At 60.3% G+C, this 15212-nt stretch carries 15 protein-coding genes and 6 tRNA genes; 7 read left to right on the top strand and 14 right to left on the bottom strand.

From position 1 onward, the window contains the following. Positions 1–115: 115 nt before the first annotated feature. A complete protein-coding gene (locus ACSAMP_RS01790) occupies positions 116–1204 on the bottom strand; it encodes an alcohol dehydrogenase catalytic domain-containing protein (RefSeq protein ID WP_457799304.1) in 1089 nt (362 codons plus the stop codon). Between the two features lie 52 nt (positions 1205–1256). After that, complete coding sequence (locus tag ACSAMP_RS01785; RefSeq protein ID WP_457799303.1) at positions 1257–2759, bottom strand: FGGY-family carbohydrate kinase; 1503 nt, start codon at positions 2757–2759, stop codon at positions 1257–1259. A gap of 273 nt (positions 2760–3032) precedes the next feature. Here ACSAMP_RS01785 and ACSAMP_RS01780 point away from each other — a divergent pair, with 273 nt between their 5' ends. Beyond that, complete coding sequence (locus ACSAMP_RS01780; protein ID WP_457799302.1) at positions 3033–4178, top strand: ROK family transcriptional regulator; 1146 nt, start codon at positions 3033–3035, stop codon at positions 4176–4178. Between the two features lie 69 nt (positions 4179–4247). Here the strand turns inward: ACSAMP_RS01780 and ACSAMP_RS01775 are convergent, their stop codons facing one another. The 7 genes from ACSAMP_RS01775 to ACSAMP_RS01745 form a co-directional block, all read right to left on the bottom strand. Beyond that, positions 4248–5474 carry an anti-sigma-I factor RsgI family protein gene (locus ACSAMP_RS01775; protein WP_457799301.1) on the bottom strand — a complete coding sequence of 409 codons (1227 nt, stop codon included), beginning with the start codon at positions 5472–5474 and terminating at the stop codon, positions 4248–4250. After that, positions 5471–6046 carry an RNA polymerase sigma factor gene (locus ACSAMP_RS01770; protein ID WP_457799300.1) on the bottom strand — a complete coding sequence of 192 codons (576 nt, stop codon included), beginning with the start codon at positions 6044–6046 and terminating at the stop codon, positions 5471–5473. The genes ACSAMP_RS01775 and ACSAMP_RS01770 overlap by 4 nt, the downstream gene beginning before the upstream one ends. Before the next feature lie 232 nt (positions 6047–6278). Then, positions 6279–6353 (bottom strand) — tRNA-Cys (locus ACSAMP_RS01765). 29 nt (positions 6354–6382) lie between these two features. Beyond that, positions 6383–6458: transfer RNA gene (locus ACSAMP_RS01760), tRNA-Gly, on the bottom strand. 32 nt (positions 6459–6490) lie between these two features. After that, a tRNA-Phe gene (locus ACSAMP_RS01755) sits at positions 6491–6566 on the bottom strand. Between the two features lie 38 nt (positions 6567–6604). Continuing rightward, positions 6605–6681 (bottom strand) — tRNA-Asp (locus ACSAMP_RS01750). Positions 6682–6705: 24 nt separating this feature from the next. Then, positions 6706–6781 (bottom strand) — tRNA-Val (locus ACSAMP_RS01745). 281 nt (positions 6782–7062) lie between these two features. Between ACSAMP_RS01745 and pfkA the strand changes: the two genes are divergently transcribed. After that, positions 7063–8067 (top strand): 6-phosphofructokinase, encoded by a 1005-nt coding sequence (pfkA, locus tag ACSAMP_RS01740; protein WP_457799299.1) that lies wholly within the window; start codon positions 7063–7065, stop codon positions 8065–8067. 77 nt (positions 8068–8144) lie between these two features. On the opposite strand, the gene hslO is transcribed toward pfkA, so the two are convergent. Genes hslO through ACSAMP_RS01725 form a run of 3 tightly spaced genes read right to left on the bottom strand, consistent with a single transcriptional unit; the run spans position 8145 to position 10091 of the window. Beyond that, positions 8145–9023, bottom strand: a complete 879-nt coding sequence (gene hslO / locus ACSAMP_RS01735; protein ID WP_457799298.1) for an Hsp33 family molecular chaperone HslO — start codon at positions 9021–9023, stop codon at positions 8145–8147. Next, positions 9013–9789, bottom strand: a complete 777-nt coding sequence (locus ACSAMP_RS01730; protein WP_457799297.1) for a class I SAM-dependent DNA methyltransferase — start codon at positions 9787–9789, stop codon at positions 9013–9015. The genes hslO and ACSAMP_RS01730 overlap by 11 nt, the downstream gene beginning before the upstream one ends. Beyond that, positions 9786–10091, bottom strand: a complete 306-nt coding sequence (locus tag ACSAMP_RS01725) for a YerC/YecD family TrpR-related protein (RefSeq protein WP_457799296.1) — start codon at positions 10089–10091, stop codon at positions 9786–9788. Before ACSAMP_RS01725 ends, ACSAMP_RS01730 begins: the two co-directional genes overlap by 4 nt. A gap of 149 nt (positions 10092–10240) precedes the next feature. Between ACSAMP_RS01725 and ACSAMP_RS01720 the strand changes: the two genes are divergently transcribed. Then, the gene (locus tag ACSAMP_RS01720) at positions 10241–10903 is read left to right on the top strand and encodes an RsiV family protein (RefSeq protein WP_457799295.1); all 663 of its coding nucleotides are present in this window, start codon (positions 10241–10243) and stop codon (positions 10901–10903) included. A 40-nt stretch (positions 10904–10943) separates the two neighbouring features. Here ACSAMP_RS01720 and ACSAMP_RS01715 read toward each other — a convergent pair. Continuing rightward, positions 10944–11032 (bottom strand) — tRNA-Ser (locus ACSAMP_RS01715). Between the two features lie 255 nt (positions 11033–11287). On the opposite strand from ACSAMP_RS01715, the gene ACSAMP_RS01710 reads away from it, so the two are divergent. Genes ACSAMP_RS01710 through cas6 form a run of 3 tightly spaced genes read left to right on the top strand, consistent with a single transcriptional unit; the run spans position 11288 to position 13529 of the window. After that, the gene (locus ACSAMP_RS01710; RefSeq protein WP_457799294.1) at positions 11288–11920 is read left to right on the top strand and encodes a TM1812 family CRISPR-associated protein; all 633 of its coding nucleotides are present in this window, start codon (positions 11288–11290) and stop codon (positions 11918–11920) included. Between the two features lie 14 nt (positions 11921–11934). Continuing rightward, positions 11935–12789, top strand: a complete 855-nt coding sequence (locus ACSAMP_RS01705) for a hypothetical protein (RefSeq protein ID WP_457799293.1) — start codon at positions 11935–11937, stop codon at positions 12787–12789. After that, entirely contained in the window at positions 12783–13529 is a 747-nt protein-coding gene (gene cas6, locus ACSAMP_RS01700) for a CRISPR system precrRNA processing endoribonuclease RAMP protein Cas6 (RefSeq protein ID WP_441796231.1), read from the top strand. Before ACSAMP_RS01705 ends, cas6 begins: the two co-directional genes overlap by 7 nt. A 529-nt stretch (positions 13530–14058) precedes the next feature. On the opposite strand, the gene ACSAMP_RS01695 is transcribed toward cas6, so the two are convergent. Next, entirely contained in the window at positions 14059–14331 is a 273-nt protein-coding gene (locus ACSAMP_RS01695) for a hypothetical protein (protein ID WP_457799292.1), read from the bottom strand. 200 nt (positions 14332–14531) lie between these two features. On the opposite strand from ACSAMP_RS01695, the gene lepB reads away from it, so the two are divergent. Next, positions 14532–15188 carry a signal peptidase I gene (lepB, locus tag ACSAMP_RS01690; RefSeq protein WP_457799291.1) on the top strand — a complete coding sequence of 219 codons (657 nt, stop codon included), beginning with the start codon at positions 14532–14534 and terminating at the stop codon, positions 15186–15188. Positions 15189–15212: the final 24 nt, after the last annotated feature.

Genomic DNA, 15212 nt, shown 5'->3' with positions numbered 1-15212 from the left:
CTGTTTATCTCCACGCTTTCGCGCATGAGAACGATAGAACGTAAGACGATTGTCTCACTCAATGGATGTGCCGGGGAAGTTGCCGGGGGAGTGCTGATCGCTTTAGGTCCGAGATTCAGTCGAACTTGAAGGCGACCTTGAAATCGCCGTACTTGCCGGTGGCGTAATCAAAGGCCTTCTCCCACTCCTCAATCTTGAAGATGTGAGAGACCACGCCGTCGGTCTTCAGGTTGCCCTTGAGCATGTTCTCAATGACAAAGGGATAGGCATAGGGGCTCAGGTGGGAACCCAGGATGTTCAGCTCCTTGCGGTCGCCGATGATGGACCAGTCAGCGGTGGTCTCCTTGCCGAACACGCTGAATTCCACGAAGGTGCCCAGCTTACGGATGATGGTCAGACCCTGGATGACGCTGGCGGGGTTGCCGGTGGCCTCGATGTAGATGTCGCAGCCGTAGCCGTCGGTGAGGGCCTTGATCTCCTTGTCGATGTCGCACTCGCCGGGGTTGAACACCAGGTCAGCGCCGAACTCCTTGGCCTTGTCCAGGCGGTTCTGCTGCATGTCCAGCACGATCAGCAGCTTGGGGTTCTTCATGCGGGCATAGGTGATCATGCCCAGGCCCAGGGTGCCGGCGCCGGAGATGACCACCACGTCCTCGTTGGAGATGTTGGCGCGGTCCACGGCGTGCTTAGAGCAGCCATAGGGCTCGATCAGGGCGGCCTGCTCCAGGCTCATCTCATCGGGCACGCGGCTGATGACGCAGGTCTTGGGATAGCGGACATACTCGGCCATGCCGCCGTTGTTGTAATACTGATAGCCCAGCATGTCGTGGGGCTGGCACATCCAGTAGTGGCCGTCCTTGCAGAAGCGGCACTTGCCGCAGGGGACGATCTGGTCGGCGGTGATGCGGTCACCCAGCTCATAGCCGGTGACGTTCTCGCCCATCTGGACGATGCGGCCAAAGAACTCGTGGCCGGGGATGAAGGGGGGCTTGACCCAGGAGGGCTGCACGTCGTCGCCCCAGAACATGGCCGCGCCGTGCTTGCACTTCAGGTCACCGGCGCACACGCCGCAGGCCTCAGTCTTGATGATGATGTCGTCGGGCCCGCACTCGGGGGTGGGGTACTCCAGCTCCAGACGGTAGTCGTCCTTGCTGTAGGCCACCAGGGCCTTCATCGTCTTGGGAATGCTTCCTTTTACTGCCATAACTCATTTCCTCCTAGATCTATAGCTGTAAATTTGAGAGTTACCTATTTTATCAGACCTCGAACTTCTCCCACACGGTGTCCAGCGCGTCGCTGACGGCCATGTAGCGCTCGAACTTCTTGTTGTAGATATCAATGCGGTCAGGGTTGGGATAGACCCGACTGCTCACGCGGACCATGTGCTTGGCTGCGTCCTTGTAGTCCTTATAGACACCGGCGGCGATGGCGGCGGCCATGGCACAGCCCAGCGCGCCCAGCTCCTTGGCGTCCACCGTCTCGATGGGGAAGCCCAGCACATCGGCGAACAGCTGCACCCACACCTTGGACTGCACGGGACCGCCCGCCATGCGGATGGCCTCGGGCGGCTGGCGGGAGGCCAGCAGCTTTTCAATGTGGCGGCGGTGGGAGAAGGCCACGCCCTCGTATACGGCCCGCAGCATGTGGGCCGTGCCGTGGAAGTTGGTCAGACCCACGAAAGCCGCCTTGCCCAGGGGGTGGGCGTTTGAACCGTACAGGAAGGGGAGATAATAGACGTTGCAGTCCTCCGGGGGGACCTCGTCCACCAGCCGGTTCACATAGCTGTACAGGTCCTCGCCCTCAGGCAGCTTCACGTCCTTCATGCAGGTGTCCAGGAACCACTCCAGGTTGCCGGAGGAGGTGGCGCTGCTCTCCTCGGCCAGATAGTAGCCGGGGATGGCGAACAGGGAGTTGCGGGAGATGTTCCCATCCATAATGGGATGGTCGGAAATAAACTCGTTGATGCTCCAGGTACCGGCGATGGTCACCAGCTCCTCGGGGGTGGTGATGTCGGCGGCCACGGCGCAGGCGTCGATGTCGAACATGCCGCCGGCCACGGGGGTGCCCTCCGGCAGACCGGTGAGCTTGGCGGCCTCGGCGTTGATCTTGCCGCACAGGTCATAGGAATAGCGGATGGGGGCCAGCATGTCAAAGGCCTCGCCGATGCCCAGCTTCTCCAGAATGGAGCGGTCAAACCGGGCGTTCTTCACGTCCATCAGACCGGAGCCGGAGATGTCGGTGGCCTCGCAGAAGGCCTCGCCGGTGAGACGGAAGCGGATGTAGTCCTTTACGGAGAAGACGTACTGGATGTTGTGATAGACCTCAGGCAGGTGATCCTTGAACCAGGCCAGCAGAGCGGTCTGCTGGCAGGCCATGAACTCCTGACACAGCTGGGGGTGCAGCGCTTCATAAGTGCCGTCCTCATACCACTTTTTCGTGTACTTCCAGGCCCGATTGTCGGTGGAGATGATGCCGTTGTAGGCGGGCTTGTTGTCCTTGCCCCAGGCGTACATGCCCTTGCCGTGGCCGCACACCGCGATGCCCAGAACGTCCTTGCCGTCGATCCCGGCCTTCTCCAGGGCCTCCCGCACGCAGGCGCAGTTGGCCAGCCAGAGCTCCTCCATGTCCCGCTCGGTATAACCGGGCTTGGGGGTAATGAGCTTGGTGTGGCGGCCAGCAGTGGCCACCTCGTTGCCGTTTACGTCGAAAACCGCGGCCTTGGTAGAGGTGCCGCCGTTATCCAGTCCGATCAGATACATATCACAAACACTCCAGTTATTACCGCGCCGCCTGAGGGCCGCGCTGTCGTAGTCCGTCGTTTTAGATATAAAATCATTTTATAATTTAACTTTACATTACATATTTACTATACCCCTTATTACTATATCTGTCAATATAATTAAAACCACCAAACATTGCGCGTTTCATTTGTTCAGTCCGTAGAAAAATCGGACTTTTGCTTTAATTCGTTGACAGGTTTATAAAACAAAATATAATTGGTTTTATAAAACAAAAGAGTGGATGGGATCGATTTGAATTCTGAGGAGAGCAGTTCCGTCAAAACGGTGGCAATAGACTTAAAGCGGACGAACCGGCGCAGGATCTACAATCTGCTGCGAAGCGGCAGGGCGTGCTCCCGCCGGGATATCGTCATGCAGCTGAATCTCAGCCTGCCCACGGTGGTGCAGAACCTGAACGAGCTGACGGAGGACGGGCTGATCTGCCAGGCGGGGCAGCAGACCAAGACCGGGGGCCGCCGGGCCAAGACCTATACATCGGTGAACGATTTCAGAACGGCCATCGGCCTGGATGTGACGCCCCACGAGGTGGCCGCCGTGGCGGTGGATCTATGTGGACATATCTTAGCCCGAAAGCGGCTGAAGGTCCCCTTCGTCCGCACGGCGGATTATTACCGGCAGCTGGGGCGGCTGGTGGACGACCTGGTCCTCAATGCCGGGCTGAACACCTCCCACGTTTTGGGCGTGGGCATCAGCGTGCCCTGTCTCACGGAAAAAGACGGGACACACAGCTATTATTGCAAAGCCCTGGGCGGGACGGATGAGCTGTTCGCCGGGGACTTCGCGGAGTATATCCCCTTCCCGGTGCGGCTGTGCCACGATACAGACACCTCTGCCTTTGCCGAGAGCTGGGCCTGCCCGGACCACGGGGACTTCTTCTATCTCATGCTCAGCAACAGTATCGGCGGGGCGGTGTTCGTCAACGGCGATCTGTACAACGGGGACAACTGCCGCAGCTGCGAGGTGGGCCACACCCAGCTGGTGCAAAACGGCAAGCCCTGCTACTGTGGGCGCTTCGGCTGCGCGGACTGCTATTGCTCGGCAAAGCCTCTGGTAAAGCTCACCGGCGGCGACCTGGCGGAGTTTTTCCTCCGGCTGGAGGGGGGAGACCGGGACGCCCGGGACCTGTGGCAGGAGTATCTGAACTATCTGGCACAGCTTATCCACAATATTCATATGCTCTATGACTGCAAGGTAGTCCTGGGCGGCCAGATCGGCCAGCGCCTGGACGGCTATCTGGACACCCTGTGCGCCAAACTGGCCGCCATGGACCCCTTCATCCAAAACGCCGACTATGTCTCTGTGTGCAAAGCCAAAGTAGAATCCGCCGCCGTAGGCGCCGCCATCTCGTTCATCGGGGAATACGTGTCATCGATTTGAAAAATATGTAAGGGGACGGCTCCCGTGATCTCAAGATCATGGGAGCCGTCCCCTTATTGCATAATCAGATCAGTCGTCCAGCTCTGTCTCATGCTTGAGAATCGCGCCGGAGGCCGCGTCGATCTCGTAGTCATATTCCATATTGCCGGATTTGAACTCAACCTCGTAGATGAGCGTTCCGTCCTCGTCGTCCAGCTCAATGTCCATGTCATACGCCTGATTTTCACGCAAGCCCGCATGGTTCAGGGCGATGGACTTTGCCTTGGCGTAGCCGATATCCTGCACCGTTCCGGACGGCGCGGGCTTTTGATCAGAGGGCTTCGTCGTTTCATTCGATGCGGAAACGGCAGCCAATAAATCTTTCTGCCCGCTGAGCACCTTCCCTGTGTAGGCATCCACTAGATACTTGAACTCGCCCCGTGCCGTTTGCAGCTCTACTTCGTAGTGTGCAGGGGATTCGTCGAGCTCGGGATCGACCTCCGCCGTGACGGAGTCCATTGCCGTCGTTCCGGCATACTCCTCCGCAGCACTGCGGGCTGCATCCATACCGATCGGCATGGCAGGTGCGCCCGCTTCGGCGAGGTCCTTGAGCTCTTCCACCGAGAGCTTTGCCAGCGCGTCAAACTTCAGCGTGGCGTTGAGTGCAAGCACACGGTTCACCAGCGCCGCCTTTCCGGTCGAAATGCTGTTTTCCCGCGCCTGCTGCGTAAGTCCCGCGTCCTGCGTAAGCGTCTGCGTCAGGACGGACGCCCTCGATTCGCTTGTCTGCAAAACACCATCCACGGTGCTGGTCAGCTCGCGCTGGAGTTTTTCTGCGCGAGCGGTATCCTTGTCCTCCACCGAGATCATGATGGCGGAGGAAATGCTATTGAGGTAGCCGTTTCGCACAAGGCTGCCCACGATAGCATTCACCGCCACATCGAGCTTCGCGCCCTTGAGATCCGCGCCGTTGCCCATATCCGCAAGGATAGCTTTCGCGTCCTCGTTGAGCGGCGTGCAGACAAGGACCTTTTCGCTTCGATTCACCTTCAGTTCGATGCTCGGATTCACATCCAGAGATACCACGGACGCGACCGCATTCGCCTGTTGGTAGAACAGCCCTCCGCCGCCAAGCAGCATCACAGCAAGGCAGGCGGCTACAAGCGTGGTCCATTTTCTCTTTGTCGTTTTCTTTGCCGTCATGGGGATCACCGTTCCTTTCCGCTCTTCACAGCGGGAGAGAACGCCGTTCACGTCGTTCGGTGCGGTCTTTTCGACCGCCGAGGCCAGACGCTGCTCTAGCTTTTCGCTGGTCATTTGGCGCCATCTCCTTCTACGTAAGCTCGCATCTTTTTCAATGCTCTGTGATATTTTGACAGGACGGTAGGAAGTGAAAGCTCCAGCAGCGCCGCGATCTCCCTGTGCTTCAGGCCCGTAACGGCGTGGAGCAGTACAATGCGCCGTTCCCCGTCAGCGAGGCTTGCCAGCGCATGCTGCAAAAGAATGCGTTCGTCGGTGTCCAAACCGCATTCCTGCGCGGGAAGGGCGTCCCATTCCGCCTCGCTGAGCGCAGCATGATGTTCCTCACGCCGCAGACGCATCAGGCACAGGTTGCGGCACACGGTCAGCAGCCAGCCCATCGGCGAGCCGGTGGGACGGTACTGCCCTGCGCAGTCCCACACCTGCACATACACGTCCTGTGTGAGATCCTGTGCATCATGCGCATTTTTGAGGTAGGAAAGTGCAAGGCCGTACACCGCCGTCCGCGTGCGCCGGTACAGTTCTGCCAGGGCTTCGTGCTCTCCGCCGGCAATGTGGATCAGCATCTGCTGCAGCTCGTACCGATCCTCTGCCGGAGCATATTCGGTTGTCATCAGCAAGCTGAGCATTGACTTCCATCTCCTGTCATCCGTGTAATGCACGGAAAGGACGATTTATTGCATGGGATTTCTAAATTTTTATGATTTTGTTTCTTCCATCTCATTGAGGTGTAGCGAGGCACAGCATTCCGGGATCGACTTTTCTGCATGATGAAGGGGCCAGGTTCATCACCTGCCCCCAACTTTTATGATAGAACCGGAGCGAAAAGCAAAAAGACACGACAAAAGTCGTGTCTTTTTCTGGAGGTGCCACCCAGATTTGAACTGGGGAGTGGAGCTTTTGCAGAGCTCTGCCTTACCACTTGGCTATGGCACCATATGGAGCCGCAGAGTGCTCCAAAAATTTGGAGCGAGTGACGAGGCTCGAACTCGCTACCTCCACCTTGGCAAGGTGGCGCTCTACCAGATGAGCTACACTCGCATTTGACTTCCCCAACAAAATGCTGGGGAAGTTGGTGCCTCCGGCCGGAATCGAACCAGCGACACGGGGATTTTCAGTCCCCTGCTCTACCAACTGAGCTACAGAGGCATATTTACTTTTGAAGCACTCAAAAGTAAATGAAAAAGTGGCGACTCGGAAGGGACTTGAACCCTCGACCTCCGGCGTGACAGGCCGGCGTTCTAACCAACTGAACTACCGAGCCAGGTAGTTCCTAAAAAGTTAGGAGTGGTGGGAACAACAGGGCTCGAACCTGTGACCCCATGCTTGTAAGGCATGTGCTCTACCAGCTGAGCTATGCTCCCTTGAAGCGCCCCGCTCTTGCGACGGCTTCGTTAGTATACTAAACCCTGGGCCATTTGTCAACAGAAAATCCAAAAGTTTTTGAAAAAATTTTCGCCAGGGCCCGGCCAAAGGCTGGAAAGCCTTGGGCCCCATGGCTTTGCGCTTGACAATTTTTTTGCCCAGTGACATAATTAGCCTGACCTTGGGCGGGGCCTTTCCCGCCGGAGGGCGAAAGATGAAAGCAAGTATTTGATTCCTAAGCATACCTATTGCATAGCGCATAAAAGGAGGGCCTTTGAACATGGGCAACCAGGTGAAACGGATCGGCGTATTGACCAGCGGCGGCGACGCCCCCGGCATGAACGCGGCGGTGCGGGCAGTGGTGCGCACGGCGGTGAACCGGGGCATTGAGTGCATCGGCATCCGCCGGGGCTGGAACGGTCTCATCAACCACGACTTTATCCGCATGGACAGCAACAGCGTCAGCCATATTATCGACAAGGGCGGCACCATGCTGTATACCGCCCGCAGCGAGGAGTTTATGACGCCGGAGGGCCGGGAGAAGGCCATCGCCACCTGCAAGCTGCTGGGGCTGGAGGGCATCGTGGCCATCGGCGGCGACGGCACCTTCCGGGGGGCCCTGGCCCTGTCCCGCCAGCTGGCCGAGCAGGGGGAGACCCTTCAGGTGGTGGGCGTCCCCGCCACCATCGACAACGACATCGGCTGCTCCAACTATACCATCGGCTTTGACACCGCCTGCAACACGGCCATCGAGTGTGTGGATAAGCTGCGGGACACCATGCAGTCCCACGAACGCTGCTCGGTGGTGGAGGTCATGGGCCGCCACGCCGGCTATCTGGCCCTGTATGTGGGCATCTCCGTGGGTGCCACGGCGGTGCTCATCCCCGAGCGGCCCGTGGACTTTGACCGGGACGTGGTGGAGAAGATACGTCAGGCCCGCCTGTCCGGCACCACCCACTATATGGTGGTGGTGGCCGAGGGCGCGGGCAGCGCCGTGGACATCGGCAAGCGCATCCACGAGGAGCTGGGCATCGACCCCCGGGTCACTGTGCTGGGCCACATCCAGCGGGGCGGCTCCCCCTCCGCCCGGGACCGGGAGACCGCCAGCCGCATGGGCTATGAGGCGGTGCAGAGCCTGGCCGAGGGCCGGGGCAACCGCATCATCGGCACCCAGGAGGGCAAGGTGGTGGACCTGGACATGGAGGAGGCCCTGGCCATGACCAAGGTGTTCGACATGGAGCGCTACCGCGTGCTGGAGGCCACCACCACCGGCGCGGGGGACTGACCTAAGACTTACATCAAAACAGAAAACCAGCCGGAGAAGCGTGCAAGTGCGGTTCTTCGGCTGGTTTTTTGTGTTTTTTACATCTCCGCCAGCAGCTCTTCCAGCTGCTCCTTGGAGTAGTGATAAATTTTATCGCAGAACTGGCAGGTGAGGTCGGCCTGGCCCTGGTCCTGGATGAGGGAGGACAGCTCCTCCCGGCCCATGCTGATGAGGGCCCGGGTGACTCGGTCACGGGAGCAGTAGCACCGGTACTCCACCGGGTGCTTCTCCAGAATTTCCAGATCGAAGTCGCTGAGGACGGCCCGCAGCAGGCCCTCGCCGTCCAGTCCGCCCTCCAGGGCGTGGCTGACGGAGCCCACCCGGTGGACCCCCGCCTCGATCTTGTCGATGATGTCGTCGCTGGCCCCGGGCAGGAGCTGGATGATGTAGCCCCCGGCGGAAGTGACGCTCTGGTCCGTGCCCACCAGCACCCCCAGGGCGCAGGCGGTGGGGATTTGTTCGCTCTCCACAAAGTACATGGCCAGGTCGTCGGCGATCTCCCCGGAGAACAGGCCGATGGAGCCCACATAGGGCTCCTTCAGGCCGATGTCTTTGATGACGGTGAGAGTGCCCGTGCTGCCCACGGCGGCCCCCACGTCCAGCTTGCCCTGGTGCTTTTCCATCAGCTCCACGTGGGGATTCTGCACATAGCCCCGCACGTTGCCCTCGTAGTCGGACACGGCCAGCACCGTGCCCAGGGGGCCGCCGCCCTTGATCTGGAGGGTGAGGGAGCCCTTCTGTTCCTTCAGCATGTCCCCCAGCATAGAGGCCCCCAGCAGGGTCCGGCCCAGGGCGGCGGTGGCCATGGGCAGCAGGGTGTGGATATTCCGGGCCCGCTCCACCAGGTCCCGGCCCGTGACAGCCACGGCCTTGACATAGCCGTCCGCCGTCATTGCTCTTACGATTTCATCTGCCATTGATCTTTGACCTTTTGTCCTTTCTGGCCACGATAAAGACGCGCTGCTCTCCCGGTTTGGGGGCGCGCATTTTTTTGTCGCCATAAACTTTGATGCCCAGGAACCCGGCCTGGCGGAGGAAGCCGGTCAGCTCCTCCACGGTATAGGCCCGCTCCCGGTGAAGCTCCTCCCCCCGTTCCCACTGGCCGGACTCCTCGTCCAGGCGGAACAGGTCCATGAAATAGGAGCAGATGCGGCTGCGCTTGGAATACTCCGCCCGCCACACGCAATAGGTGTCCTCTGTCTCGTCCAGGAAGACCTGGCCGTCCAGGGCGGAGAGCTTCTCCACCGTGTTCACGTCGAAGAGAAACAGCCCCCCGGGCAGGAGGAAGGTGTGGACCCGCTGAAAGGCCTGCTTCAGCTTTTTGGGGTCGGTGACATAGTTCACGCTGTCCAGGCAGCAGACGCAGGCGTCGATGGTGCCGTACAGGTCCAGCTTTTCCATGGGCTGACACAGGAAAATGGGGGGGATGACGCCCTCTCCCAGGTCCCGGTTCTTCTCCGCCGCTTCAGCGAGCATCTCCGGGGACAGGTCCACCCCGATCATCTCATAGCCTCGCAGGGCCAGCTCCCGGGTGAGGGAGCCGGTGCCGCAGGCCAGGTCCAAGATGGTCTTGCCGGGGATGCCCCGGCGGAAGTGGCGCTCGATGTAGTCGGCCCAGGCGGCATAGGCCACGTCATAGGTCAGCTCGTCATAGCAGCCGGCCAGAAATTCATAGCTGCTCACGATTTCTCTTCCTTCTCCCCCTTCAGCCGGGGGATGACGGTATGGTAGCCCTCCGCGCCGTAATGCAGGCAGCGGTTGACCCGGCTGATGGTGGCGCTGGAGGCGCCGGTGCGCTCCAGAATATCGCTGTAGATCAGCCCGTCGTCCAGCAGCATGGCGACCTCCATGCGCTGCTCCATGGCCTTCAGCTCCGACACCGTACACAGGTCCTGGAGGAAGTTGCGGCATTCCTCCTCGGTCTGCAACAGGATGATGGCACGGTAGAGGGTATCGCTGGCGGGCTTATCCAGAAATTTAGACATAAGGAAGCTCCTTTCTATCCACGACCTATGTGGTGATGGTTCTATTTTAATACGGTAAAATATGAAAGTAAACAGAAAATGCGAATTTTGCACAGAAAAAATAATTTAACATAGGATGACACAAGAAAAACACCTGGGAGGGCGGGAAAATGGCCAAAAAATGGAGAAAGGACCGGGAGGAACCCCGGCTTGTCTGGCGGGAGGCGGAGGAGACCTTGACTCTGGAGGGGGAAAATGTGCTCACCTTCCGCCTGGTCTGGCCGCAGCTGGAGGGAGCGGGGCTGGGAGGACGGTGGATCAGCCGGTACTATGCCCGTCTGGCGGAGGACTGGCGCAGGCGGTGGCGGCGGGAGGTCTATTGGCGCGCCTGCATTCAGCTGGCCCAGCGCCGGGCCGCCGCCCAGCCCTTCACCCCCTGGAAGGGGGAACTGCGGGGGGAGGAGGTCCTGTGGCGGGACGGGGTGCTCAGTCTGCGTCTGACCGGCTGGGAGAGCCGGGGGGACGGCAAAGTGAACCGGGTGCAGTGGGGGGACGTGTGGAAAGTGCGGGAGGGCGCGCCCTGTCCCCCGGAGGAGTGGCTTGGGAAACGCCGGGGCCGGAAAAAGCGCCTGGCCGACCAGATCATCGCCCAGGGGGAGCAGCGCCAGAGGGCCGGGGCCTGGGTCCCCGACGGGGACTGGCGGGAAAAAGTACAGAAAAATCTCCCCTGGCGGGACGCCTGCTTCACCGGGGAGGGGATCGAACTGGCCTTCCCCCAGGGCGCCATAGCCCCCATGGCAGAGGGAAACCCCACGTTTGTCGTGAAGGGTTAGAGCAACAAAAAAACACCACCCAAAGGGTGGTGTTTTTTTCTGGCGGAGTAGGAGGGATTCGAACCCTCGAGCCCGTGAAGGCTACACGATTTCCAATCGTGCTCGTTATGACCACTTCGATACTACTCCGTGTTCACACGTGAGAAAAAGTGTTCAATTGTGGTCGGCCTTGCGGCAACATCGATTATTATACCAGCTTTTTTTCATACGTCAAGCCTTTTTTGAAAAAAACGAAAATTATTTTTTGCCGGAGAAAAATCGGGCAGAAAATGGCCGGTCTGCCCTGAAATTTGCCGGGGGAATGCCGATGAACATAGCAGAGGCGGGAAAACGATGCTATAATGCACAGTAAGAACGATCCCGCAGCCAGAAGGAGGAACCCCCATGAAGAAGTTTTACACCATTATTTCGCTCCAGCAGGACCTGGACGACGAGCGCTCGGCCTATTGCTATCAGGCGGTGGGCAACCCCAAGCTCCAGCTGGACCACAAGACCCGCTTTCCCATCATGACGGCCATGGAGGGCTATACCCAGCCGGGGGAGGAGATCGCCGTGATCGCCGTGGTCACCGACCTGGCGGCGGGGCACCGGAACCTGGAGCTGTTCCGCCGCGAGGTGGAGGAGCTGTGCCGGCGCAAGGGGCTTGTCTGCCCCGGGGTGCAGGTGGTCACGGTGCCGGAGGATGACCGGGTGGCCACCCACACGGCCACGTTCCAGAAGCTGCTGAACTATGCCGCCGACGGGGACGAGCTGTTCTCCTGCATGACCTATGGCACCAAGCCCATGTCCACCGCCCTGATGATGGCGGTGCAGTATGCCTATCGGGTGAAGAAGCAGACCACCATCTCCTGCATCGTCTATGGCCAGATCCAGCGCCCGGAGCGGGACAGGAGCACCTGGACGGGCCGGGTGTATGACATGACGGCCCTGGTGCAGCTGGACGAGATCGTGCGGATGCTGGCCGACCGGGGCGTGGAAGACCCCAAGGAGGTCATCGACAGCGTGCTGGCCTTGTAAGGGAGGACGGACCCATGAAAAAGCAGTATGCCTGGGACCAGGTGGACCGGCTGGCGGAGGAGTGGTACGCCACCCCAGCCGGGGAGGAGCACGCGGCCATAAAGCAGAAGCTGCTGGAGGAGTTTCTGGGCCTGTCGTGCGATCTGCTCAGCGAGTCCATGATGGACGGCCTGGGGGACTTTTGGGAGCAGGACTTCCGGCGCTTTGACCCCGCCCTGTCCCCCTTCTCCAAATTTTTGCTCAGCCGCCTGAAGCTGCGGGCGCGGGACGGGGTCCGGGAGGACCTGGGCCTGCGGCGGGTGAAGCGGGACGGGGAGACGGTCACGGAGGGCGCTTTCTCCCTGGACGACACCGGGGGGAAGGACGCAGATGATGACATGACCCGCGATGTCCGGGACCCCAGGGCGGAGGAGGCCCTGGAGGAGCTCTTCCTGGACGAGCGGGCCTATGAGTGCCTGTCCCTGATGCTGGACCTGCCCAACAAGCTCCAGGGCAAGGCCAACAACCCGGAGAAGATCAACTATTACCGCATGTTCTTCACCGACGGCGTGACCGACTATGTCCGCTCCAGCGGCGGCCAGGTGTTCTTCGCCCACGAGGCCGACCTGTTCCAGGCCGCCAAGCTGCCCTTTCTGGACTTTTTCCTGGACCGGGTCTGCCGGACTGTCCCCCGCCTGGCCAGCAGCGAGACCAGGCCCTATGGCCAGCTGGTGGAGGGCCGCCCGGACGAGCCCGTGGAGCAGCCCCTGCCCCAGGACGTGTATCGCAGTTATCTGGCCCGGGAGGAGGGGCGCAGGGCGGGCCTGTCCGCCATCTCCCAGCAGCGGACGGCCTATCGGGCCTTTTTAAAGAGGATGCTGCAATGCTGACCCGCTATCAGTTGATCCTGGAGCCGGACCGGCCCTGTGCCATCGGCCCGGAGTGGGGCTATCGCCTGTATGCCGCCCTGCTCTCCCAGACGCCGGAGGGCTTTGGCGCGGCGCTGCACCAGAACGCCGTCACCCCCCTGAGCCAGTTCGTCTGGGCGGAGAAGACCGGCGCCCTGCACTGGACGGTGAGCCTGCTGGGGGAGATCAGCGAGGAGATCTTGTCCCCCCTGCTGGAGGGCGTCCCATCCCTGTATCTGGAGCGGGACCGGGTGGAGCTGCGCGTCACCGCCATCCGGTCAGACTGGGTCCACGACGTGGACGAGCTGTTCGCCCGGGCCGCCCGGCAGGAGGGCCGCCACGCCCTGCGCTTTCAGACCCCCACCGCCTTTAAGAGCCGGGGGCAGTATGTGAATCTGCCGACGACACGGCTCCTGATGCAGAGCCTGGTGCAGAAGTGGAACGGCAGCTTTTTGGACTGCCCCATCGAGGACGAGGACGGCCTGGGGGTGGAGACCCTGGCGGCGGGGCTGCGGTGGCGCGGCTTTCAGCTCAGGGACCAGAGCTATCGCCTGAAGGGCAGCGCCATCCCTGGTTTTGTGGGCCGGACGGTGGTGGAAAACCGCCTGTCCGGCTTCCACCGCCAGCTGGCCGACGCCCTGCTGCTCTTCTCCGGCTATTCCGGCGTGGGCATCAAGACCGCCCTGGGCATGGGCGGCGTGATCCACAGCGCCCAACCTTAAAATTCAACACGACAAAAAAGCACGCTGTCCGCGTTTTGTACGGACAGCGTGCTTTTTTCGTGATGAGTTAGGAGTTAGGAGTGATGAGTGATGAGTTAAGAGCGCGCGCCACTTGGCTCCCCACGTGGGGAAGCTGTCACGGCGGAGCCGTGACTGAGAGGGCCGTCCCCGTAAGGGGCATAGACTGCGCCGAGACATATCTTCCTTGGAACGCGCCGTTACACGCTGTTTTCGTCCCCGTGAGGGGTGCATGTCGTATCCTGGTAAGGATATGCCAGCCGATGTCTGCTGTTGGTTTCCGTCCTCGCAAGGGGCATAGGCTGCGTCCATCACCTTCGTGGATATCAAGCGCAGCTTGACGTTTCCGTCCCCGTAAGGGGTATAGATTGCATCCTGCAACCACTGCGTCAACCACTACGGCATCGAGTTTCCGTCCCCGTAAGGGGCATAGACTGCATCGGCAAAACTGCACAAAGATCAGCCAGCCGATGGGATGATTATAGCACGTGCTGCCCGGCCCTGCAAGGGGTCAGGGCCCGTCGCCCCGGTGGGAGGTGAACAGGGTGGCGATCTTGCCGCTGTTGAACTGACGGCGGATGGCGTCGTAATTTGTCACATACCAATCCAAAGCATCGATCACAGACAGCAGATGCCGGGCCCGGAGGTCCTTGGCTCTGCTGTCTGGCTGTTTCATCAGCGCCCGCAGGGCCTGATGGTGCTCCTCCAGCATTCGGCGGGCCAGTTCCAGATTTGCGGGCTGAAAATCCGCCGGTTGAAAGCCATATTTCAGTTCCACGTCCATGACCGCGCATCCCCTTTCTGCCGCTATTTTTATAGTTTCATTGTACCATCCCCAGCAGAGAACGCACAAGGCCAAAACAGGCCCCCAAAAATTTTTTCAAAAAAATTTGGCTCATCCCTAAAATCCGACGCCATCCTGCCGATGTGTAGTAGAGGGCGGGAAATGACCCGGCCAACAGATCAAGTCAGGAGGAAATTTACATGGACGACAGGAAAGACAAGAACGAAAACGAAGAAAACGAGAGCGATTTCTGGAGCGACGCCCTGGATGACATCATGCGGCGGAGAGCGTGGAAGGAGTGGCTGGGAGAGATGTTTGACATGGTCATGTGCGTGATGATCGCCGCAGGCTTCACCGTGGCGCTGACGCGGGTGTTCTTCTGCATCTCCATTGTCAGTGGACGATCCATGGAACCCACCCTGCAAAACCGGGACCTGGTGGTGCTCCAGCGGGTGGGCCGCCACACGGACTATGGCGACATCGTGGCCTGCAAGGATCGGCAGGGGGAGCTGCTGATCAAGCGGGTCATCGGCCTGGAGGGGGACGTCATTCAGATCGACGGGCCCAACGGCGTGGTTTACCGCAACGGCCAGCCCCTGGACGAGCCTTACATCGTCGCCGACAGCTACTACACCGGCGACGAGGAGGGTCCCATCACGGTGGAGGAGGGCTGCGTCTTCGTCCTGGGGGACAACCGCCCCAACAGCGCAGACAGCCGCCGCGACTACGTCGGCCAGATCCGGGAGAAGGACGTCAAAGGGGAGCTGCTCTTCCGCCTGGGCAATCTGTCCGGCCTGGAAAAGGACATCCGCCGCCTGCAATTCAAGGCCCGCCGCATGTTCAGCGGGCAGTTTTAAGAGAACACAAGAGAGCGCATATTT

The organism is Flintibacter sp. SJQ-8, assembly GCF_054108085.1.
This window is presented reverse-complemented; position numbering and strand designations above follow the sequence as displayed.

Excerpts from the sequence above, each read along its gene's own strand:
- ACSAMP_RS01775 (WP_457799301.1), bottom strand. The coding sequence starts at position 5,474 with ATGACCAGCGAAAAGCTAGAGCAGCGTCTGGCCTCGGCGGTCGAAAAG.
- ACSAMP_RS01710 (WP_457799294.1), top strand. The coding sequence starts at position 11,288 with ATGAAGAAGTTTTACACCATTATTTCGCTCCAGCAGGACCTGGACGAC.
- ACSAMP_RS01770 (WP_457799300.1), bottom strand. The coding sequence starts at position 6,046 with ATGCTCAGCTTGCTGATGACAACCGAATATGCTCCGGCAGAGGATCGG.
- ACSAMP_RS01695 (WP_457799292.1), bottom strand. The coding sequence starts at position 14,331 with ATGGACGTGGAACTGAAATATGGCTTTCAACCGGCGGATTTTCAGCCC.
- ACSAMP_RS01725 (WP_457799296.1), bottom strand. The coding sequence starts at position 10,091 with ATGTCTAAATTTCTGGATAAGCCCGCCAGCGATACCCTCTACCGTGCC.
- cas6 (WP_441796231.1), top strand. The coding sequence starts at position 12,783 with ATGCTGACCCGCTATCAGTTGATCCTGGAGCCGGACCGGCCCTGTGCC.
- ACSAMP_RS01790 (WP_457799304.1), bottom strand. The coding sequence starts at position 1,204 with ATGGCAGTAAAAGGAAGCATTCCCAAGACGATGAAGGCCCTGGTGGCC.
- pfkA (WP_457799299.1), top strand. The coding sequence starts at position 7,063 with ATGGGCAACCAGGTGAAACGGATCGGCGTATTGACCAGCGGCGGCGAC.
- ACSAMP_RS01720 (WP_457799295.1), top strand. The coding sequence starts at position 10,241 with ATGGCCAAAAAATGGAGAAAGGACCGGGAGGAACCCCGGCTTGTCTGG.
- ACSAMP_RS01785 (WP_457799303.1), bottom strand. The coding sequence starts at position 2,759 with ATGTATCTGATCGGACTGGATAACGGCGGCACCTCTACCAAGGCCGCG.
- lepB (WP_457799291.1), top strand. The coding sequence starts at position 14,532 with ATGGACGACAGGAAAGACAAGAACGAAAACGAAGAAAACGAGAGCGAT.
- ACSAMP_RS01705 (WP_457799293.1), top strand. The coding sequence starts at position 11,935 with ATGAAAAAGCAGTATGCCTGGGACCAGGTGGACCGGCTGGCGGAGGAG.
- hslO (WP_457799298.1), bottom strand. The coding sequence starts at position 9,023 with ATGGCAGATGAAATCGTAAGAGCAATGACGGCGGACGGCTATGTCAAG.